16 protein-coding genes and 5 pseudogenes are annotated in these 20,089 nt (G+C 50.5%); 9 read left to right on the top strand and 12 right to left on the bottom strand.

Annotated features, from left to right (window positions below; genetic code table 11):
* Positions 1-149: 149 nt before the first annotated feature.
* The 3 genes from GHO25_RS03955 to GHO25_RS03945 form a co-directional block, all read right to left on the bottom strand.
* Positions 150-2,339, bottom strand: a complete 2,190-nt coding sequence (locus GHO25_RS03955; protein ID WP_372240920.1) for a DEAD/DEAH box helicase — start codon at positions 2,337-2,339, stop codon at positions 150-152.
* A gap of 141 nt (positions 2,340-2,480) precedes the next feature.
* Positions 2,481-4,385, bottom strand: a complete 1,905-nt coding sequence (gene topA / locus GHO25_RS03950; RefSeq protein WP_153389955.1) for a type I DNA topoisomerase — start codon at positions 4,383-4,385, stop codon at positions 2,481-2,483.
* 178 nt (positions 4,386-4,563) lie between these two features.
* Positions 4,564-4,764 (bottom strand): CrpP family ICE-associated protein, encoded by a 201-nt coding sequence (locus GHO25_RS03945; RefSeq protein WP_153389954.1) that lies wholly within the window; start codon positions 4,762-4,764, stop codon positions 4,564-4,566.
* Positions 4,765-5,248: 484 nt separating this feature from the next.
* On the opposite strand from GHO25_RS03945, the gene GHO25_RS03940 reads away from it, so the two are divergent.
* Positions 5,249-5,476 (top strand): CopG family transcriptional regulator, encoded by a 228-nt coding sequence (locus tag GHO25_RS03940; protein ID WP_153389953.1) that lies wholly within the window; start codon positions 5,249-5,251, stop codon positions 5,474-5,476.
* Positions 5,460-5,726 (top strand): type II toxin-antitoxin system RelE/ParE family toxin, encoded by a 267-nt coding sequence (locus tag GHO25_RS03935; protein ID WP_153389952.1) that lies wholly within the window; start codon positions 5,460-5,462, stop codon positions 5,724-5,726. The genes GHO25_RS03940 and GHO25_RS03935 overlap by 17 nt, the downstream gene beginning before the upstream one ends.
* Before the next feature lie 133 nt (positions 5,727-5,859).
* Here the strand turns inward: GHO25_RS03935 and GHO25_RS03930 are convergent, their stop codons facing one another.
* The 5 genes and pseudogenes from GHO25_RS03930 to GHO25_RS03910 form a co-directional block, all read right to left on the bottom strand.
* Positions 5,860-6,321, bottom strand: coding sequence for a single-stranded DNA-binding protein (locus GHO25_RS03930; protein WP_153389951.1), 462 nt, complete (start codon positions 6,319-6,321; stop codon positions 5,860-5,862).
* Between the two features lie 10 nt (positions 6,322-6,331).
* Positions 6,332-6,688, bottom strand: a pseudogene (locus tag GHO25_RS03925) (phage regulatory protein); the annotation flags it as partial.
* A gap of 220 nt (positions 6,689-6,908) precedes the next feature.
* A pseudogene (locus GHO25_RS03920) lies at positions 6,909-7,181 on the bottom strand (integrating conjugative element protein); the annotation flags it as partial.
* Between the two features lie 34 nt (positions 7,182-7,215).
* A pseudogene (locus GHO25_RS03915) lies at positions 7,216-8,146 on the bottom strand (TIGR03756 family integrating conjugative element protein).
* The gene (locus GHO25_RS03910; protein ID WP_153389950.1) at positions 8,143-8,574 is read right to left on the bottom strand and encodes a TIGR03757 family integrating conjugative element protein; all 432 of its coding nucleotides are present in this window, start codon (positions 8,572-8,574) and stop codon (positions 8,143-8,145) included. Before GHO25_RS03910 ends, GHO25_RS03915 begins: the two are co-directional and overlap by 4 nt.
* Before the next feature lie 674 nt (positions 8,575-9,248).
* Here GHO25_RS03910 and GHO25_RS03905 point away from each other — a divergent pair.
* From GHO25_RS03905 to GHO25_RS03895, 3 genes are all read left to right on the top strand, one after another.
* Positions 9,249-9,536: a hypothetical protein gene (locus GHO25_RS03905; protein ID WP_153389949.1), complete on the top strand. Its 288-nt coding sequence runs from the start codon at positions 9,249-9,251 to the stop codon at positions 9,534-9,536.
* Positions 9,537-9,538: 2 nt separating this feature from the next.
* Positions 9,539-11,386 (top strand): P-loop NTPase fold protein, encoded by a 1,848-nt coding sequence (locus GHO25_RS03900; protein WP_153389948.1) that lies wholly within the window; start codon positions 9,539-9,541, stop codon positions 11,384-11,386.
* Between the two features lie 171 nt (positions 11,387-11,557).
* The gene (locus GHO25_RS03895) at positions 11,558-13,822 is read left to right on the top strand and encodes a restriction endonuclease (RefSeq protein WP_178109973.1); all 2,265 of its coding nucleotides are present in this window, start codon (positions 11,558-11,560) and stop codon (positions 13,820-13,822) included.
* Positions 13,823-14,037: 215 nt separating this feature from the next.
* On the opposite strand, the gene GHO25_RS03890 is transcribed toward GHO25_RS03895, so the two are convergent.
* The gene (locus GHO25_RS03890; RefSeq protein ID WP_153389947.1) at positions 14,038-14,730 is read right to left on the bottom strand and encodes an SOS response-associated peptidase family protein; all 693 of its coding nucleotides are present in this window, start codon (positions 14,728-14,730) and stop codon (positions 14,038-14,040) included.
* Between the two features lie 150 nt (positions 14,731-14,880).
* On the opposite strand from GHO25_RS03890, the pseudogene GHO25_RS26075 reads away from it, so the two are divergent.
* Together GHO25_RS26075 and GHO25_RS03885 are read left to right on the top strand one after the other, a co-directional pair.
* Positions 14,881-15,102 (top strand): annotated as a pseudogene (locus GHO25_RS26075) (peptidase S24); the annotation flags it as partial.
* Positions 15,056-15,424: pseudogene (locus GHO25_RS03885) on the top strand (DUF4113 domain-containing protein); the annotation flags it as partial. The pseudogenes GHO25_RS26075 and GHO25_RS03885, both read left to right, overlap by 47 nt.
* 65 nt (positions 15,425-15,489) lie before the next feature.
* On the opposite strand, the gene GHO25_RS03880 reads toward GHO25_RS03885, so the two are convergent.
* Together GHO25_RS03880 and GHO25_RS03875 are read right to left on the bottom strand one after the other, a co-directional pair.
* A complete protein-coding gene (locus GHO25_RS03880; RefSeq protein WP_153389946.1) occupies positions 15,490-15,762 on the bottom strand; it encodes a DUF3077 domain-containing protein in 273 nt (90 codons plus the stop codon).
* Between the two features lie 469 nt (positions 15,763-16,231).
* Positions 16,232-16,888, bottom strand: a complete 657-nt coding sequence (locus GHO25_RS03875; RefSeq protein WP_256677156.1) for a DUF2931 family protein — start codon at positions 16,886-16,888, stop codon at positions 16,232-16,234.
* A gap of 342 nt (positions 16,889-17,230) precedes the next feature.
* Here GHO25_RS03875 and GHO25_RS03870 point away from each other — a divergent pair, with 342 nt between their 5' ends.
* Positions 17,231-18,037: a polysaccharide lyase family 7 protein gene (locus GHO25_RS03870; protein WP_153389945.1), complete on the top strand. Its 807-nt coding sequence runs from the start codon at positions 17,231-17,233 to the stop codon at positions 18,035-18,037.
* Positions 18,038-18,237: 200 nt separating this feature from the next.
* On the opposite strand, the gene GHO25_RS03865 is transcribed toward GHO25_RS03870, so the two are convergent.
* Positions 18,238-18,849: a LysE family translocator gene (locus GHO25_RS03865; RefSeq protein ID WP_153389944.1), complete on the bottom strand. Its 612-nt coding sequence runs from the start codon at positions 18,847-18,849 to the stop codon at positions 18,238-18,240.
* 65 nt (positions 18,850-18,914) lie between these two features.
* Here GHO25_RS03865 and GHO25_RS03860 point away from each other — a divergent pair, with 65 nt between their 5' ends.
* Complete coding sequence (locus tag GHO25_RS03860) at positions 18,915-19,832, top strand: LysR family transcriptional regulator (RefSeq protein WP_153389943.1); 918 nt, start codon at positions 18,915-18,917, stop codon at positions 19,830-19,832.
* The last annotated feature ends 257 nt before the right edge of the window (positions 19,833-20,089 follow it).

Genomic DNA, 20,089 nt, shown 5'->3' with positions numbered 1-20,089 from the left:
TGTAATGGGGGCAGACGGAACACTGATTACCCAAAATATCTATGCCTGATTGTAGCTTATATAGCTGCCTAATATGAACGCCCGCATCTGGCCGAAAGAAGTGCTTCTTGTTCATATGTGATCCATCTAACTCTCTAAATTCTGACCGGTCACAGCGAACCAGCCAGTTCCGCCCGATTGTTCACCGCCATATCCGGCTCAATCAAATCCTTAGTAAGCTGCCGCTTATCCAGTAGCATCTGCCATAGCATTTGGTCGATGGTGTTCTCCACCAGTGGGATTTTCACCACGACCATGCGCATTTGCCCGTTGCGATAGGCTCTGTCCTCAGCCTGTTCTTGCATACCTGGTGTCCAGGGCAAACCAAGAAACATGACGTAGTTCGCGGCGGTCAGGTTGTTGCCTGTACCTGCCGCTGAAGTCGTGCCAATAAATATCCGGCTAAAGGGATCACTCTGGAATGCGTCGATTGCTTTCTGCCGTTTGCCAATCGAGTCGCTGCCTACCAAGGAAACGCACCCATAACCAGCGACTACACACAGTGATCGCAGTTTGCTGACAGTGTCTTTGAATTCGCAAAACAAAATTACCTTGTCCTCGACGTCCAGCTCTGCGAGCAGTTCCATCACGACTCGAATTTTCACCTGCTCCAACAGTTGGCGAAGTGAGCCGAGTCTGGCAAGGCAGGGCCTGTCTTCAAGACGAATGCGATCGTACTCACTACGTTCTTCCATAGAGAGTTCGACCGGTAATGTTTGCCGTTGCTTGCCCTTGAGTCCGGGCAACACGTCTTTGCGCCGACGTAGCATCCAGTCGCCAATGGCATCGCGCAGGTTTTTGCGAAAGTCCTGACTGCCAGCGAATTGTTCGCAGAACTCTTTGAGGGGCAGTTGCCCAACCGGGTGTCCAGACAGGCGCAATAACGTATGCAGTTCTGATTCGCGATTCAGAACGGGTGTGCCGGTCAAAAGGTAGCGATTGGGCACTTTTGCTGCAATGTCGAAGCCGTGGCGGGTCCAGGCCGCAGTGGGCTCTTTCAGACGGTGAGCCTCGTCAATGATCATCACTTCGAAATGAGCCGCTTGCAGCACGTAATCCCCCAACCGCTCGTAGTTGGTAATGATCCACTGTGAAGACGTGTCAAAGACCTGCAGCCCGATCCGGGCCTCTGGATACACCATCTGGATTTCACGCTGCCAGTTGATGATCAGCGTTGATAGGGTGATGACTAATATAGGCCGGTTTGCCGCCCTTACAGCAGCCGCAATGATGGCCTGACGTGTTTTGCCAAGGCCCATATCATCGGCCAGTAACGCACTGGTGCGTTGAAGCAGGTGCTGGATGCCTGCCGGTTGATGGGCCAGCAACGAATGGCCGTTTATGGCTTGGGCGATTTGTTCTGGGGTGAGCTCGGTACGCTCGATTGAGGGGATTGCAGCCAGGTACAGGTCGTTCGATGATTCTTCCGCAGGCAACTGCGCCGCACGCTCCTGGGGCGGTCCACCGAGACTGATTCGTGTGATGGTTTCGGCAGGAACGATTGAGCCATCGGTCAGCAGCTCCTGAATGGTGTCGAGGATCTCGAACTGTTCCTCTGACAGCTCAAGTTCGAGAATGAGGTTGCTACGCACCAACTCAGCGCTGGCATCGATGCGCCAGGCCTTGGATTGGCCGAGAAAGACACCGCGCATGCGGCGAGCAACTGCGACGGCTCCAGGGTGATAGTCACCCGACAGCAAAATCCCGCCGCGGACGAGCGGGGCGATACGAAAGACAAGCCCCCAGGTGAAGGCTTGACGATCTGGCGCGCTCTGCGCTGCCTCGATTCTTTGGCAAATGGATTGCCATGTATCCTGAAAACGCCCGTCGGCCAGCTCCATCAAGCGATGAAATATAACGTCTAGCTCTGGCAACAATTTGTCTTTGGGTAAACGCCAGAATCGAAACATTGGATGATCGTTGCGGCGAATAAAATAGCCGCCACGCTCAAGCAGTAGCTTTCGTGCAACCGGGGCAGAAGGCTTTTTCTTTTGCACACGATCCCGTGGGTAAATCTTGCAGGCCCTTATCGTTTGGCCATCGAAGTACTGGAGGCGATCACCCATTCTGGCTAGAACGGGCTGTGGGTATTGATCGATGTCTCCCAGCGGAACACACCAGCAGCGGGTATGGGAGGTTGAGTTCAAATAGTGTGTGATGAAGGGGGTAAGAATCGCAGGAGCGAGCTTAAAGTGCATGGCCCACGTTTGTGCGACCTCAACCTGGCGTTCAGAAAACTTCTGCAACTTGGGTTCAAGCCCGAGCAGCTCTGAGACAGGACTTCTTTTCAGTGTATTCACCCATGATTTCCTCTGCGGTTCGTGGGTGAATGTCTGATGTGGAGTCGGTGATGTTCCACCGTTAATGCATAACCCCTTAACTTGAAATTTACGTCATACCCGAGTTTTTGAACGCAGAAATTTCATTGGCTGTACTGCAGATCAAAGTCCCCTCGGCTTTTCGAAGTTCGGCTTGCCATTCAATGTGGGATAACTAACCTTGCAGCCATTGGCTTTGTAGCCTGTGCACCCCCAGAAGTCATAGCCTCCGTCGCCTTTTTTCTGCCTTCGGGCGAGAGGTTGATTACATTTGACGCAGGTGTAAGTGGCGCCTGTTTGAGCAGGCCGAGTAACTGACGCCATGGGCACGCTCGGTAGTCCACGCTGCTGCAAGAGTTCTTCTTCCAGCCGTTTATGCAGCCGTTCGACGACAGCGCCATAAGTGGCTTGGCCTTGGGCTATCTTGTCCAGGTCGCGCTCCAGCTCGCGTGTAAAGTCCAACTCGACGAAGCTGAAGAATCCTTCGAGCTTGCTGATGGTTTCTTCACCCAAGGGCGCCGGGATCAGCTTGCGACTTTTCTCCTCGATCATTCCTTTACCGGTGATGTTCTTCAGGATGGAAGCGAAGGTGCTGGGGCGACCAATGCCGCGCCGTTCCATTTCCTTGATCAGGCTGGCCTTGGTGTAGCGTGATGGCGGCTGGGTTTTCTTCTGCAGCAATTCGCCGTGGTGCACCGGGATGAACTGTTTTGGGGTAAGCGCGGGAACCGGATTGTTGGCTTCTGCGTCCTTTTCATCGTCGGTGTCATCACCCTTGAGCAATTTCAGCCAGCCAGGGTAAGACAGCGTTTTACCTGTCGCAGTGAAGCGCAGCGGTTTACCTTGGGGACCTACTGCAAGAAGCTTTGCCGTTCTCACGTCGTAGACAGCCGCTTCGAGCTGGCTGGCCAGCGCCCGGGTCCAGATCAGCTTATAGAGTGCACGTTCCTCATCGTTTTCACCGGCTGAGGCTTCAGCCCAATAAGTCGGGGTGATTGCCGGGTGGCCTTCTTGAGCACCCTCGGCAGCTTTGAACGTGCGTCGAGTATCGACTGTTTTCATGCCCAATGAGGTGGCCACCGCTTGAATGTCCGCCATAGCCTCGTCCGGAACATTGGGATTGTCTGTCCGGTGATAGGTGATGACACCTTGTTCATATAGCCGCTGAGCAACCTGCATGGTCTTGTCTGGATCCCACTTCAAGGCGTTGCTGGCGGCCTGTTGCAGTGAGGACGATATGAACGGGGCGGGCGGATGGCTATCGGCCTGGCGATCTTCGCAGTTTTCGACTACGACGTTGCGAGTGCCGGCGACGAGTTGGGCGAAGTTGGTGTTCTGAACGTAAGGAAAGTCCTTGCTAGCAAAGTCCGGGACCGGTTGCCAGTCTGCGTGCCAAGTGATGCCCTGGTTCAGATCGATGAAGTTCAGACGCACGCCAAAATGATTGATCACCTGAAAGGTGCGGATTTCGCGTTCACGCAACACTACAAGGAAAACGGCGGGCGATTGCACGCGACCGGCGGAAGTGGGTTTGCCCATGAGGCGGCGTAGTTCCTGAGTTACCAGGTAACCCACCAAACGGTCCAGTACACGACGGCACTCTTGGGAGGCGACCCTGTTCAGGTCTATTTGGCGAGGGTTGGCCAAGGCCTCCTCAACTCGTTTCAGAGTGATCTCATTAAAAGTGATGCGTTTGTAGTCTTTGACTCCGAGCACTTGCTGGATATGCCAGCTGATGCTTTCACCCTCTCGGTCAGGGTCGGTTGCCAGATATATTTCGCTAGCCTGTTTCGCAGCCGCTTTAATGGTGCGTACGGCCTTGGCACTTTTATCCAGAATCTCGTAAACCGGTGTGTAGTTTTTGCGTACCCCGGTGGTGATCATGCTGTCGTCCTGACCTTTGGCCGGAAGATCGCGGATATGACCACCACTGGCAACCACCTGCCAGTCTTCGCCAGGGCGCAACTTCTTCATCATCGGCTGGAGCTTTTTCAGCTTGCCGGGTGCCTCGATGATCAACAGCTTCATGGGGTGATCCCTCTTTAATTGGCAGAGAGGGACTGTCGCGGGAGCGCAAGGCGGTTATCAATGGGAAATGGGAATAGGGGACCGGGTGTTATTTTCGCGGCAGTAGAGTAGTTCCGGGCATGTGCTTGAATTTAAATAATCGAATGGTTTGCACGCAACTTCCTATGTCGACAGGTACTTAAAAAAGAGCCAGAGTCAGCTGCTGTTCCTGGGCAAATCCCTTTAACCACGACGCACGCATGGCAGGATGGCGATAGGGGCAGGTATACACCGCAAGCCCTTTTCGGGCCGCCTCAGCACCTGCCGCCTTCACCGCCTCGTGTGGATTGTTGAGTTTGCGTCTGTCCACCGACTTCAACGGTGTTGATGCCTGCACCATGGGCTGCGCTCCTCGAAGAACAGAACAATCAAACAGTAGCTTCCTGATTGGGAGTATTTTGGATCACCACATAAGGTTGAATCACAAGGTGCTAAATTGCCGAAAAGCAGGTTTGTACCACCAGAAACCTCACGAGTGGCGCGATTTTTTGACAGTCTTCCATACGTACCGTTAACCGGCGAGGCCAAGGCTGTGTTTGTGAGCATCGGCTGCGGCCAGGGCGTGGTAAAGCAGAAAAGCTTCGTGGGCTCGATGCAGTGGGGGCCAGTTCAGGCCGCTTCCAGTGAGTGAATGACGGCAGATAAGAGCTCTGAGGTACTTTGCAGCACGTAGGCACCAGGATTCCCCGGCATAAGCTAGAAATCCAAAACTATAAGGGCGATTTTACATTGATGGCGAGAGCCCATCTTGATCTGCCTGGCTGGTGTGTCGTTTTGTCGACTTGTGATAATATGAATACATGTATTACAGAGGAGCCTGAAGCATGGCCACTTCAATTCGTTTGGCCCCCGAAACTGAGCAGCGGCTCGAGTTTTTGGCAAGCAGTACAGGGCGTACCAAAGCGTATTATTTACGCGAAATAATCGATCATGGGCTGACGGATATGGAAGATTATTATCTCGCGGCTGAAGTCTTGGAGCGCGTACGTAAAAACCAAGAAGTCGTTCACTCTGCTGCAGATGTGAGGAAAGACCTTGGTTTGGACGATTGATTACACCGATACAGCTAAATCTCAATTACGTAAGCTCGATAAGCAATCAGCCAAGCGCATTCTTGACTACATGGATGAGCGCGTCTCCAGAAGGGATGATCCGAGAACGGCTGGTAAAGCCCTCACGGGGCCATTAGGTGGCTTGTGGCGGTATCGTGTAGGTGACTTTCGGGTCATTTGTGAGATTCAGGACGGTGCGTTGAGGATCCTTGTCGTGCAGCTTGGTAATCGAAGTGATGTGTACCGTTAGATCAGCGTAGTCTGCAACCTTGGCCATCTGCATTTCGAATTTATTTGAGTTTGAAGAGTTCAGGGGGTAGACGATGAACTGTCTCCCCCAACACCGTGAGCTTCACGAATGGGGCGAAAAATTAAGCTCCCAATCAGAACGGCTCGTCAGGATCTGGATAGCTATCCGGACCTGAAGCCGGTTGTGGCGCCGATTGAGTTTTATTGTTCTGTTGCGCGGTTTGGTTTTGGGAAGGAGTCAGGTTCACCAGGGTGACGCGATGCGGCAGTATTGCGATGCGGCTGGCCTGAATTTTCAACGCTTCAAAGTCACCGTCGTCGTTTTTCCAGCGGTCCATCACGGCCCGACCCGACAGCAACACGCGCATCCCTTTCTGAAACAGTTGGGAATAGTGCTCGGCATCTTTATGCCACCACTCCACATTTGCCCAAAACCCGCCACGGTCTTCATAACCGCCTTTGCCATCCGGAATCGAGTTGTCGAAGTAGACGTTGATGCGTAGCAATCGACGCGGGTCTTTATTGCCATTGGGGAATTCTTTGAACTCCGGTGTAGAACCGATATTGCCTTCCCAGCCTTGAACGGGCGTGCCCATGGTGTAGCCCTCAGTGAGTTGATTTCTTGAATTTGAAAGGATCGCGGATGGCATGGCTGGAGATGTAGGCGAGCAGGTCCCGGGCTTGGCGGGATGTTTCTGCCAGTTTTCCGGCCATATGATTTTTGTAAGCCTCGCTGGCCAGCTTTTCGAGGCTGCTGTCATACAACGAGTTAAAGAGCAGTTCGGTATCGTGTGCCGATCGCAGCAAGCCGTAGAGCAGGTCTTTTGCTTGGGAACTACCGGCGACGCCTGGCAGCGTTATGGCTGCCGCACCTTCACCGATGATCTGACCTTGCAGAAAGTTGAGTGCTTGTTGGAGTTGCGCGGGAGAGATCTGGTCCAGTGATTCCACGGCCAGGTAGTTTCGCGCCCGGGTGATGTCAATCTGCAGTAGCCCACTGGCGGTGCCATTTGATCAAAATACGAAGTGTCTGTCGGACGACGTTCCTTGCTAGGTAGGAATGTTCGTATATCAATAGTTGCTGCGGTTCGTTGAGCGTATTTTGAGCCGAGCTCCTACTGGCCATGACATTGCCTCAACCCCAATCATAATTTTTTATACAGCCGCGCGTGATCATGAGGGTGAAGAGGGTTGAGGCCCCGTTCAACTGGTTTTCGAGGGTGTTGGTCATGCTCATGTTTCCGCAGACCAGATTGTTATTCCAGCCGCCACCCATCTGAATGCTCTGCATGTTGCCAGCACTGCCCATAGCGACCGCGCTGCCGCCTCCGATGCTGTAAAGCACCTCATCCCCGATCACGCTGCCAGAGGACGAAGCGTTGATAGGGTCAGCACACCAGGCTGTCGCGCTGCAGAGGCTGTAAAGGGTTCCGATCAACCAGGGAGTGATTTTCATGACATGCTCCGGTCGCTGTTGGTCTGGATGCTCATTAGAAACCTGTGCTCCCCAAGAAAGTCTGGCCACGCCGTTGGCAGCAGGCGTATGGACGCCACAGCGCCCAGGCGTAGCCACCTCCTCGGCCTGAACCTGTGGTGTTGAATGTGCGAACACGGCATACGATTGACTGAGCGTCGGCGTCAACTCCTGCCACTTGCCGGTAGTGGCATCGCCCTCTACAAGCTCACCTGCAGGCCAATAGCCGTCGCGCGCAGAAGCTTGCATCGGCAGATAGACATGGACTTGCCCGGTACGCGTAGTGATGTCACCGGCGCGCTGTGCGATGACTGCCCCGGTCTTGTAATCATTGTTTGCTGCAGAAACCCACTGCGGGGGTAAACGTTGCCCCACAGATCTGCGGCGACCATACTGCCGACTTCACGTCGACCGGGGATCAGCGCTTCTGGATAAACCACCTCAGGAATTCCATACCGCCAGGCAATAGGATCAAGCGTGCTCAAGTAATACGGCATCCACGGCGCCGTCGCGCCTTGGCAGTCATACCCCGACGCACTGGCGAACTTACTGAATACAGCACCGCCCGGGTGCCCGATTACATCAGCCTCTTTGAACTTGAGCGCCGCGTTCCCGGCAACATGATTGGTCGTGGCGTCATTGCCCGCCTGAGACAACGGAGTCGGCGACCCCAAAGGCGACATCTCAACCCACGGGTTAGCCCCGGTATTGGAATACGCCGACACCACCGCATCCGGCACGTAATGCCGCACCTTGGTCGACGTCTTCACCTTGCAGCCAAACGCCGTGCACAGCAGCCAGTAGCAAATGCCAACCACCTTGTACTCAAGGCATTGAGGCGACAGCGACGAGGTAATGATCGTTGCTGAAGTGATCGATGCCGAGGCGCTGAAGGGCAGGTTACAGATCAGAGCCTGCGATAGCGGGCGGAGCAGGTGGCGGTTCATCGCGGTTGGCCTTTGGCGTTATTGATGAGGACCAAAGCTTTGGCCACATCCGGCTCGCCGTAGACGACGTAGCGCCGGTCAACAACGACGGCAGGGATCTTGGTGATGCCTAGGCTCCAGGCATCGGCTAGGTCTTGTTGGGCTTTGGCGAGATCGGTTTGTAAGCGTTTGCCAGAGGCAGAGTTGAGGCGGCTTTGGATGCTCGCGGCGGCTTGGTGTGGGTTTGTGGGTAGTGCGCGAGACAGCTCGGCTTCAAGGTGTTGTTGCTGGTCTAAAAGAATGATTCGGGCTGGGCCGGGGGAGGTGATGGGGTGTGATTGGTCGGTGATGATCCAGATTTGGGCTTGGGTGATTGTCGTTATGTACAGAAAGGCTAGCGGCAGCACCACTTTAAGCGGTATGCGGGTGAGGGCTTGTTGGGTGGGCATGGTGCTGTACCTGAGATGGGCTCGGGTACATGGGACTTGAAACAATGAGTATGTGCAGTAGGAAAATGGTTTTTGGTGGGGGATGGTTTTCTTGGCTGTATTCTTGACAAGAATATTTACCACCCTGAATCGGTTGATAAGCTCACGACGTTCTACAGATACATGAACTTAGAGTCATACTCTCTTGGTCAAGATGTGTCTGATATAAAGGAGTTTTATACATGATGTATTCAAAGATTGTCTGAGGCTGGTTTTTTAAGATTGCGGGTCTGCGGAGTACTGCCAGCCTATTATTAAGTAAAGCTGACATGGGATAAGTATTAGCAATGATGACTGCTCTGCTTCATGGGCTTTTTTGCTCAATCTTCTTTTCGCGAGGAGCGATTGGTTGGCGATCAACAAAATACTCTCGAATATTGGAGAGCATTTTTAGATGCTCAGGTGTTTGATAATTTCGATCGAAAATAGTTTTGGTTGCGTCAATATATAATTGTCTTGAGTCCAGAGATGGCGCTACAAAGGTGCCACCGTAAGGTTAGTTCGGTCCTACTCAGTATTGCCTGATTTATAGATTTTTTTAGAATCTCGTGGGGCTGAGTATCTGATAGAGTTTGAGGTATGATATGGTGGCATATGGCCTTTATCTCGTCCATTTTTTCGGTATTGATCACTTTATGAGCACCGTTTCTGCGCGAACTGTCACGATGCGCCAGGTTTTCGAGCTGGTGCTTGCGCTTGGTATAAAGGCAGTGCAACGACTAAAAAATCTGCCTGATAAGACCTTCCCTGATGTTGAAGTGCAACTTCTGGCCGAGCTGACCCTGAGAGAACTGATGTTAGTGATTGCAGGCATGAACCTATCTCACCTCGTCACCGATACGCTTCCCCAATGTGACTTAAAGTCCAGGACGCTTCAGTTAGATCAGGATCCAGACCCACTATCAAGCACGATGGAGTTTTAGTCATGTCGAGCAGTCAATCTAATGAAGCGACTAAACTGCTGGACTACTACATTGATGATTCTGTCGATACAGAATACGCAATTATGCTCTCTGCCCCATGGGGAGCTGGGAAAACTCACTTCATCGAGAAATATCTAGATCACCGTTCGTCTCAAAGAACCGCGAACAAGGGACCTTACTACCTTTATGCGAGTCTTTTCGGTGTCACTGCTATATCCGCGATCAAAGATCAATTCTTCGCCCAGATTCATCCGCAGCTCAACTCAAAAGGTTTTCAACTCTTCGGAAATATGGCCGCTGGTGTCTTAGAGAAATTTTCTGGCGCTAAGGGTGGCGCTCAAGCTTTGAAGGAATTGCTACTGAACCTAGACGGCAAGATTCTGGTAATCGATGATCTAGAACGCTGCTCTATGAAGATCTCGGATGTCATGGGCTTTATCAATACTCTGGTCGAGCATGAGAAGCTAAAAGTGATCATCCTTGCCAACGAGAACGAAATCCCTGAAGCACAGCGTAAAGACTACGACAGGCAGAAAGAGAAACTTGTAGGCAAGACCATTGAGGTGAAAGCAGATCCTTCTGAGGTCTTAGACAAACTTTGGAGCGACCTGAAGCCAGGCGCTGCCAAGGAGATCGTATGTGCTGAAAGGACTGCGTTACTGGCTACTTTCAACGATTCTAAGAGCCCCAACTATCGCAATCTACGCGCTGTGCTAGCGGACTTTGAGCGCTTGGTTGGTGTAGTGGATAAGCGGCTAAGTGATCAACCTAATGCACTGAAGCAGTTGCTGTTATACATGATTGCGACTGGATCTGAGGCCCGTAGCGGCGAATTGAACGAGGCTATGCTCCGGCAGCTTCCGACCACAACTATTTCAATGGGGCGATTATTCTCGAAATCAGTAAAATCTCCTCTTGAAAATGCCTTTGAGAGGCTAAAGAATCGCTACCCCAAGGTCCGTTGGACAGACCCCATCGTCAGCCCTAAGCATTTGGCCAATCTATTCTTCAGCGGTAGAATCGATGTTGATGCAATCAACGAAGAGTTAGCCTGCCATCCAGATGTAGTCGGGCACGCTCATATCCCGGCATGGAGGCTGCTCTGGGATTGGACACGTATGAGTAAATCGGAGTATGAGAAAGCCAAGGCCGAGCTGTTGAGTGAACTGGCCAACGAAAAGCTAACTCTTCCAGGTGTGATTCTGCATGTGGCAGGAATCACCATCACCCTACGCGATTATGATGATCAGCTGATAGGTGGTGAGGAGGAGGACTTACTGACTTATTTCACCAAGTATGTGTCCAGATTGGTAGGCGCTGGTACATTGGCACCAAATAAAGGCTTTAATGCCTTCGATAGTATGAGTGCTTTGGGACTTGTATATTCGTCATATAGCAACCCACAATTCATCTCTATCTATACAATGGTGAAGAATTCTAGTGCGGAAGTTTTACTTAAGCAGTTGAAGGAGAAAGCGTGCAGCTACGTAGAGCGCTTAGCGATTGACTCTGACAGCTATTCTTCTTTATATGAATATGGTGTTGAGGCTGAAAGCTATGGAGGCATACCATTTCTACATCATATAAATGTTGAGGTTTTAGCTGAACTTCTGATTATCGATTCACGATGCAATGATAAGCTTTTCATCTCGCTATTAAAACGATATGAGCATAATTCTCAAGCAGGCCAAACCCTTAAGGATGAATACAAATGGTTGGAGAACTTAAAGAATTGTTTGCTCGAAATGGCCGACGATGCTACGCCACCGTTTTCAAGAATGCTCCGTGAGCGTGTGAGTTACTACTTCGAAAATATTAAAAAGGGAATCGGCCAGCTAGCTAATGCCTAAATACAAATAGATGGATCATCTGTCAGTTTTTAGGGAGTAAACTATTCTAGTGTGATTAATAGAAATTTCGCCACGAGCGATCGCTACGATGGCTCATGGACAGTTACAATAACGACACTCTGGTTTTTAACTGATTACGAGCATGAAGCTCACAATCAAAGCGAGGTTTCTGTGAACGAGTACGACTTTTCGCGACTAAACGACAAGGAGTTCGAAGTTTTCTGCACTGACTTACTCAGCGCAAGTGAAGGAGTCCGCTTTGAGCGATTTAAACCTGGGCGAGATGGCGGAGTGGATGGTCGTTATTTTAAGTCCAAAGGTAATGAATGGATACTTCAGTGCAAACATTGGATTTCAACTCCCTTAGAAAAGCTTGTTAAGCACATCGAAGACTCGGAAATCCTGAAGGTTCAGAAGCTTTCACCAAGTAAATATTTTTTGGCAGTTTCACACCCTCTGTCGCGGAATGATAAAAACATTCTTATGCAGAAGCTTTCGCCTTTTGTTTTGTCTCCTGATGATATATTAGGCCGAGAAGATTTGAACGATATGTTGGCGAAGCATCCGGATGTTGAAAGACGGCACTACAAGCTCTGGATAGCTAGTTCGAATTTTCTTTCTTATATGCTTAACAAACCCATTTTTGACAGGAGTAAGTTTGAACTTAGCGAAATCATCGATTCCTCTAAGCTATATGTAGCTACAGCTAATCATAGTAGTGCGATTGAGACGCTGGAGTCTACGAGTGTAGTGATCATCACTGGTCCAGCTGGCATTGGTAAGACAACACTGGCGGGCCAGCTTATTTTGCAGTATGTCGCAGACGACTTTGAACTTACTGTGATTTCTGATGATGTAAAAGAGGCTGAGGGTGTTTTTGATTCTGACTCAAAGCAGATTTTCTATTTTGATGATTTTTTGGGGCGTAACTACCTAGAAGCTTTATCTGGGCATGAGGGCGCAAAGATTATGGGTTTTATTAAGCGTGTAGCTAAAAACCCAAAAAAACGATTTGTATTAACCTCTCGGACCACTATTCTAAATCAAGGTAAGATTTTAAACGACGTTTTTCATAACTCAAATGTCAAGCGAAACGAATTTGAAATTACACTAGAGTCTTTGGTGAAGATTGATAAGGCCCGAATTCTTTACAATCATATCTGGCATTCTGAGATGGATAGTGAATATGTCGAGCAGCTATATTTACACAAGCGTTATAGAAGTGTAATTGATCATAAAAATTTTAATCCTCGGTTAATACGATTTATTACCGATGTCCAGCGATTGGAAGATGTCCCGTCAGAGTCTTACTGGTCACATACAGTTAGTCTGCTAGATGATCCATCTCAGGTCTGGGACCATCCATTTCAAGCACAACTGGATGACTGTGGTCGTGCCCTAGTTTTGCTGGTCGCTTTCAACGGACGTTTAATTTCAGAGCTTGATCTTTCAGAAGTATTTGCGCGATATCTAGCGAATCCAGGCGCCTCCAGTCTTACTGGAAAAAAAGATTTTCTGCTAAACCTTCGTCACCTATCCGGTTCGATGCTCACAAGATTTGTAGTCAGCGAAAGTCATTCTTTCGCTCGGCTATTTAACCCTTCTTTAGGTGACTTCGTGCTGAATAGATATGCCAGTAACACTCCTATATTACGGCAGTGCTTTGGTAGTCTTATGACACTGTCTTCACTAAAGACGCTAAAGGATATGCTGAATAACAAGATCATCAACAACGGTGTTGCTGCTGAAGTTGTATGTCATATCTTTGCATCAGTTGCAGATATGAATTTTCTTGGATCTAATGCCGAATTTGTAGCGCAGTTATGTATTTTAAGGTCTGAGTTTGGTATGGGATTTAGCTTGTCGGATCAAAGTCTCTCAAAAGCTATAGATTTTATCGCTGGTGAGAAATGTGGCGGTAGTTTCCTAGCGTCAGCACGATTACTTTTGTGGGCACTATGTAATGGCAGTGTTGATGAAAATGCGGTGGAGGAATTTTTGGGAGGTGCTTTTGCCAATGATCCCGGTTATGACGAGCTACTGATTTTAGGTCAACTGCTAAAATGCTTTGATATTATAGAGTATCAATCGCTTTATGATGACTATGACCAAGCCATCACAGATCACCTAATCGCGTCAGTTGAAGATGAGTTTCCAGATGCTGAGATATTCTCTGATTGTAGTTCATACTCAGCAGCTCGTAGAAAATTCATGGAACTAATGAATGAAAAGGCTTTTGAGCTGGGAGCTAATGATTCGTCCAGTGTTGCAGATAGTGTTGTAGGTAATGTTGATATAGATAAATTTTACGATAAATATTTTTATGAAGCAGAGCGAGATTCAGATTATGAATCTTACAGAGCACAAAGCGTGAACTGGTTCGAGCGATCGCTTAATGCTACCGATCCAATTGACGATCTTTTCTCTCGTGATTAAATTAACTTACCTGAGGCTCATACTGAAAAATTAATCATCTGGTAGATTCTCGTATCCGAGATAATGCACCAGATACTTGGAAAAATTTCTGGTTTAAGTCGGATCCCGCTTGGAGGTCATTGGTGTAATCGAGAATTTTGCGGCGGCCGTGAGATTCTCGTACGGGATGATTGCAAGACGATAATGTTCAGTCGCATTTATCGTTCATTAGCCCCTCATCCCCCCACCGCCAAAATCAACCCAGCCTCATCATTCCTAACATTCCCCACCTCTTTCCCAACCGGAAACCATTCAAAATCCTCAGTAGCCTGACACCCGCCCAAAGCCAACTCCTCAGCTCTCCCAGCATCCAAATCAGCCTCAACCCATTCCCGCGCATGCTCCGGCGCGAACACCAGCGGCCGTCGATCATGAATATCCACCATCCCCTGATCACTCGCTGCCGTGATGATCACAAAGCCATCCCCGTCATGAGGCTCTAACCCCGGATGCACTTGTGCAAGCGCTGCAAAAAACATCGGCGCCTGGCTTTTCAAGCGTATGAAGTAGGGCTTTTTCTTTTTCGGGTCGTCCGGATCTTTGACCCACTCGTACCATCCATCTGCCATGACCAAAGCACGGCCGTTGGGCCACAGTTGTTTGAAGAATTTGCCGGTGGTGACGGTTTCTACGCGGGCGTTGATGGGATCCGGGCGTTTGCCTTTTGCCCAGAAGGGGGCCCAGCCCCAGTGCACGGGATCAATGCGTAACCCGTCTTCCACGCCATAAAGAATGCTGACCCGGGTATTGGGGGCGATGTTGTAGCGGCCAATGGGGTGGTTGTCGTAGCCGCTGACGATCTTTCTGTCGCTGGCCAATACGTTCAGGTAATCAGCGATGCCTCGGTACTGCACAAATGGTCCGCACATGGCGAGGGCCTCGTTGGCTGTAGCGACTGCAGGGAGCGTAGACGCATTAAACGGGATGTTCCTCTCGTCTAAATCTCATGCGGACGTATTGCTCAGACCTGTCTTACGCGGCTAACTGTATATTCATTCAGCTAATGAAAGGCGCGCGTCATGAGCTTCACTCTTTTAGGTCCTCTCGTGGAGGGTGGAGTTCCTATACCGCTGTGTTTGTTCAAGATTCCGGCCGGGTTTCAGACACCGGCGGCGGATCATATCGAGCAGGCGATTTCTTTGGATGAAGTGCTCAATGTGCGTTCGCCGCATGTTTATCTGGCGTCTATCGATGGCGAAGTACGCCAAGGGCGTGATTGTGACGCTGCCATATCCGACCGATGATGTGCGCTTGTTGACCAAGGCGGCGGTCGAAGCGATCACCCATGTTTTTCAGCCCGGGTTCAAATACAGCAAAGCCGAGGTGTTACTCATGGATCTACGGCAACCGGGCGAGTTCTCGGATGATCTGTTTGCGGTTAATCAGCCCGCAGAGGCGACCAGGGTGATGGCCGTTCTGGATCAAATTAACGCGCGCTGGGGCAGGGGCACGCTACGGGCTGCCAGTGTGCCCAGCAAGCCGGATTGGGGCATGCGCAGGGAAATGATGAATCAAAGCTACACGACCCGGCTGGATCAGTTGTGGCGACTGTCGTGTCATTAGCAGCAGGACACAACCCCACCCGTTAACGATGGGGCTGCCCATGGGCTGACGCTAAACCTATACCGTTACGGTACGTCTTGCAGCCCCAAGGTCACGTCGTCAATGATCGCTTTCGCCATCTCGCTGAGGTAGTGCGACGCCCAGCGCATGGTTTCGTGGCCATCGTCCATGGCGCCCAGGTAAGAGAGCGTGTTGACGCAATTCAACAGCAAAGAGGCATGTTGCAGGGCTTCTTCACCTGAGACACCGGCAATGACGCTGAATAGGCGCTGGTTATCTGCGTTGCAGGTGCCAAAGGTGGCGCCGCCAACGGTTTTGATCAACGGTGAGACGTTCATAAGGCACCTCGTTTTGCATCGAGGGGTTGGACGTTGGGCAGGGCGACAGTTCGCGTCGGGCATTTTTTGAGCGGATTGAGAGCGTGCATCGGGCATTACTCCTATTGTTGAGGAGCTGCCACGAACCGCCGTCAAACGATTTAGGGTGGCAGCTGTGCGCAGGTTGACGGACCGGGACAATAGGAAACCCGGCAGACCCGAAGGTCTCCCACGCACAGCCGCCATTAACGAAAGTGTGGACGCAAAAAAAGCGCCTGCAATCGTAATGGGGGCGCCTGTGCGCCTATTGTTAATCGGGCCGTCAAACCCGGTCGCTGATGTGCAGCGACGTCGAAAGGGTAACGCTCAGGTCCTTAAAGTGCAACCGCGAGCCGGTTTCTCACTCAAGTTAAACCGGCCTCAAATCGAAGCATCGCAGCGCGCGCCCACCAATCCATATCTGCTCAGCGCTTCAGCGCCTAAAGAGGCATTACCAACTGCCATAGGGGATGCCATAGCGTTCGACATAACGTTTCGAAGGTTCTTCTTGCGGACGGTATTTTCCATTTGATTTGCCTTGGTACGGGCCCAACGGCTCAATCTCTGCTTGGGCGCTGGAGACCAAGACCCTACCCAAGCAGTTGTCCTTCACCCAAACCTTGATAACGCCTCCTGGTGCCACGCCAATTATTGCCAATGCCGAGTAGTTCGCTGCATCATTTGGCCAGTCAGGGCAACGACGCGCAGTGGAGCCGCGCATGATGCTTCGGGCGTTTTCAGTAATTTCGATCCAGCCTTTATAGGTTTTCTGCTCAACGACGGATTGCCAACGCACGAAGATACGTTTGGGCAAATCAGCACCCGTAATAGGGTAAAGGTTTCTTCCTAGAGTGCCCCAGCCCCGGGCGTATTCTTTGTCCAGCCCTGGGTCACCAGACCCAAGCGCCCCTCCAGGCCCTCTGAACCATCGACCTTTCATATCCTCGACAGTGATGTGCTCAACCCAGCCAGACATATAGGAAGGGCCAATGTAATCCAGATTCCAAGAATCGTCCTTGGGGTCGTTTGCACCAGACAATGGGTCGTTTTTACAGGCCGAAAGCATCAAAAGGCTTAGCAGCATAAAAGCTGTTTTGAACCGTTTCATAACACGGCCTCTGTCCCCACATGGCTCCAGATTTTATTGGGTAAGTCTTCATTCGCCATCTGAGTACTTTCGCTTTTGAAAAGCGTGAACTGTAGGGTGGCTGAGGCGAACATGGATGTAGGAGGGAGCAGGTAGATAGCGAAGGAAAAAAACGTTATTTGCGTAGGTGCTGAAGGGTGCGGTCTTTTGAGAAACGGTTGTGTCATCGATGGCTGTTTTTACCCGAGTGGTTTTATAAATTAAGTTTTATTTATATGCCAAGAAAGCGCTTTGATCAGATTGATTTCCCACGTGTGGATCGATTATTTTTGTTTTTTGAACGCATAAGCTAAGGCGGTGGGGATGAAGGCTTGCAAACTGAACAGAGTGAAATTTGCAACGAAATCTATTTTGGTAATTAGTGTGGTGGTGGGCTGTTCTAATGCTTTCGCGCTAGATGCCGGTAAGGCACCGGGTTTCAATTTTCCAGGTTTAACTTCTTCGTATCTTCTCCAGGATTTCAATGGCATGAATCTCCCGGAAGAGGTGGCTTTGACGAAGGACTATCAGAACTCTTATTTTTACTCAAACTGTTACAGTCCAAATAATTTCTATCGAAGTGTGCCTGAAGGCTCAATGGTGTTTTTTGCTCCTTCCGGCTTCAGGTCTACGCCCAATAGTAGCTACCCTCGAGTTGAGTTAAGAGCTAAGAGAACATTCAGTGTGGGGCAAGAGATTGATGTTGAACAATCGGGTTCTGTTTATATAGTGCAAAACCCAAAGACGAAATCTATTATCTTTGCTCAGATTCATGGGGATAAATCGGGAGGGTCTGAGCTGTTAAAGCTTCGCTGGAAAGACGGCGCTATTGTTGCAGGGATAAAGAGTCGTTTTGGCGATAGCGAGAGCCAGTCAACATTGTTGGCGGGTGTAAAGCTCAATGAAAAAATTGATTACAAGATTGAAGCTAAGGGTAAGGATGGCGAAATGAGACTCTCCATCAAGGTTTCCGTAAATGGCAAAAATTCTATCAAGGAGTTCTCGTTCCAGAAGATTGGGTGGGAAGGTGTGGGTTTGTATTTTAAGGCCGGGAACTATAATCAAACTTCTGATCCTGACGGGGCAGCCGCTATAGTCGCCTACAGCGCCATAAATATTGAATACAGGTAGGCATAGATGAAAGTTGAAAAAAGCATGCTGGGTATGTCTTCAATAAACTTGTTGCAAGGCAGCGATAAGAGTAAGTCTTTGCAGGCTTGAGTGGCGTTAGTAACTGACCGAAGCAACTCACCCGCTACCTCTGTAGGCGAGTGAGCACATTCTTTGATGACATACCGCTGTTCCCGAGCAAAGGCCAATTCAACTTAGCTTTAACGCTGAGCGATTGTCAGTAGTACTCCAAAACTCACGAGCAGGCCGCCAAATATCCGGTCAATCCAATGTCGTGCAGCCACCAATTTCTCGCGCACCCTCCCGGCTGAGAAGCACAGTGCTATGAGGCTGAACCATAGGATGTGCGCGCCCGCGATGAACAACCCATAGGCAATTTGTACTGTTAAAGCTGTGTCCGGTCGCACTACCCCCATGAACAGACTTACGATGAAAATCGCTGTTTTAGGATTCAACGCGTTTGTGAGAAACCCCGTACGCAGGGCTGCAAGGTCTGACATGACGGGTGGCGGTGCGTCTAAACGCTCAATAGCCGGTTTGGAACGAAGCATTTTGACGCCCAGGTAGACAAGATATGCCGCCCCTGCGAGCTTCAGAGCACTGAACAACCAAAGCGTTTGTTGAAGCACCAACCCTAGTCCAAGCAGTGTGTAGCACACGTGGACAAGCACGCCCATACCAATTCCCACGGCTGTAAGGACGCCAGCGCGTCGAGACAGTAGCAATCCGTTGCGAGAAACCATGGCGAAATCAGGCCCTGGACTGATGCATGCAAGTGTTGTAATGGTGATCACTGCTATCCATTCGTTCATGGTTTGCCTTGAAATAACTGTTCATAGGCAGCCATGTTTTCAGGTTCCGAGTACTGGTAATAACGATGATTTCTAAAAGAAATGGTGATTTTAAATCACTAATTTCTGACGGCCGCATGCCATCTTTGCTCGCATTGCGTTGCTTCGAATCAGCTGGGCGGCTCGAAAGCTTTACCCGCGCGGCTGACGAACTGCATCTGACGCCAGGTGCTATCAGCCGAGCAGTGCGCTTGCTTGAAGATGATTTGGGCATCGACCTGTTCGAGCGGCGAAATCGCAGGGTTTTCTTAACAAATACCGGAAAACGTCTCGCGAAAGCGGTTAGCGAAGGGTTTGGGGTGATGAGCAACGCAGTTCGCGAGATACGCAGCGACTCCCGCCGTGCTCGTCAGCTTGTCCTGTCCTGTGAACCAACGTTGTTAATGCGCTGGTTGATACCACGCTGGAGCGACTTCCAAACACGTCATCCAGGGTTAGACATTCACTTGGTGGCTGGCGGCGGCACGTTTTCATTCGACCAGGGCATAGACTTGGCTATCCGGCGGGACGATTTTCCCTGCCCTCCCGATTACCATTCTGAGACGCTATTCCAAGAGAAGGTTGGCCCTGTGTGCCGGCCAGAAAAGGTGGATGTGTGGTTCGGCAAAAGCAGGCGTTGTTTGCGTTCGTCGGCTCCGCTGCTTCAGACGATAAGCCGACCTACGGCTTGGCAGGAGTGGGCGACTGCAAAAGGACTACCTGCTCCTGTAGTTGAGATGCAAGCATTTGAGCACTTTTATTTCAGTATCCAGGCGGCTGTCGCAGGTCTCGGAGTTGCTATTGGCCCGTGGCATTTAGTGCGCGACGATATACAGAACGGCGTGTTGACGGCGCCTTTAGGGTTCGTTGAAGACGGCTCACGCTATTGCCTGTTGTCCCCAGTTGCGCCAAAACCAGGCAGCTTGGAAATGGATTTACTTAAATGGTTGCAGGCCTTGGGCTGAGGCTATCCATCAACGCCAAGAGCCGGTCGCGACAGTTACCATGCGCAATCAAACTTCGGCGATGCGCTTTCTCTCCAACGAGGACGAGAACGCCCAGATAGCCATCCCGAGTCCGCTGTGGAAAAGCAGAGGAGCCTAAAGATTGATATTTGCGTAAACGCTTGTAGCGAAGAGGCGAGGCCCTTAATGGCTGGGAAGAAATTGATGATTTGGATTGACCTGATCGGCAAGCGCAGTGCAATCAAAAAGGAGTACAG

It is taken from the genome of Pseudomonas sp. FSL R10-1350 (assembly GCF_009600525.1).
Classification (GTDB): domain Bacteria; phylum Pseudomonadota; class Gammaproteobacteria; order Pseudomonadales; family Pseudomonadaceae; genus Aquipseudomonas; species Aquipseudomonas helleri.
The sequence above is the reverse complement of the archived record's forward strand: the minus strand, read 5'-3'. Positions and strand labels throughout refer to the sequence as shown.

Excerpts from the sequence above, each read along its gene's own strand:
- GHO25_RS03880 (WP_153389946.1), bottom strand. The coding sequence starts at position 15,762 with ATGAACGTCTCACCGTTGATCAAAACCGTTGGCGGCGCCACCTTTGGC.
- GHO25_RS03930 (WP_153389951.1), bottom strand. The coding sequence starts at position 6,321 with ATGGGCACGCCCGTTCAAGGCTGGGAAGGCAATATCGGTTCTACACCG.
- GHO25_RS03870 (WP_153389945.1), top strand. The coding sequence starts at position 17,231 with ATGAAGGCTTGCAAACTGAACAGAGTGAAATTTGCAACGAAATCTATT.
- GHO25_RS03865 (WP_153389944.1), bottom strand. The coding sequence starts at position 18,849 with ATGAACGAATGGATAGCAGTGATCACCATTACAACACTTGCATGCATC.
- GHO25_RS03900 (WP_153389948.1), top strand. The coding sequence starts at position 9,539 with ATGTCGAGCAGTCAATCTAATGAAGCGACTAAACTGCTGGACTACTAC.
- GHO25_RS03860 (WP_153389943.1), top strand. The coding sequence starts at position 18,915 with ATGATTTCTAAAAGAAATGGTGATTTTAAATCACTAATTTCTGACGGC.
- GHO25_RS03945 (WP_153389954.1), bottom strand. The coding sequence starts at position 4,764 with ATGGTGCAGGCATCAACACCGTTGAAGTCGGTGGACAGACGCAAACTC.
- GHO25_RS03910 (WP_153389950.1), bottom strand. The coding sequence starts at position 8,574 with ATGCCCACCCAACAAGCCCTCACCCGCATACCGCTTAAAGTGGTGCTG.
- GHO25_RS03940 (WP_153389953.1), top strand. The coding sequence starts at position 5,249 with ATGGCCACTTCAATTCGTTTGGCCCCCGAAACTGAGCAGCGGCTCGAG.
- GHO25_RS03875 (WP_256677156.1), bottom strand. The coding sequence starts at position 16,888 with ATGAAACGGTTCAAAACAGCTTTTATGCTGCTAAGCCTTTTGATGCTT.
- GHO25_RS03905 (WP_153389949.1), top strand. The coding sequence starts at position 9,249 with ATGAGCACCGTTTCTGCGCGAACTGTCACGATGCGCCAGGTTTTCGAG.
- GHO25_RS03890 (WP_153389947.1), bottom strand. The coding sequence starts at position 14,730 with ATGTGCGGACCATTTGTGCAGTACCGAGGCATCGCTGATTACCTGAAC.
- topA (WP_153389955.1), bottom strand. The coding sequence starts at position 4,385 with ATGAAGCTGTTGATCATCGAGGCACCCGGCAAGCTGAAAAAGCTCCAG.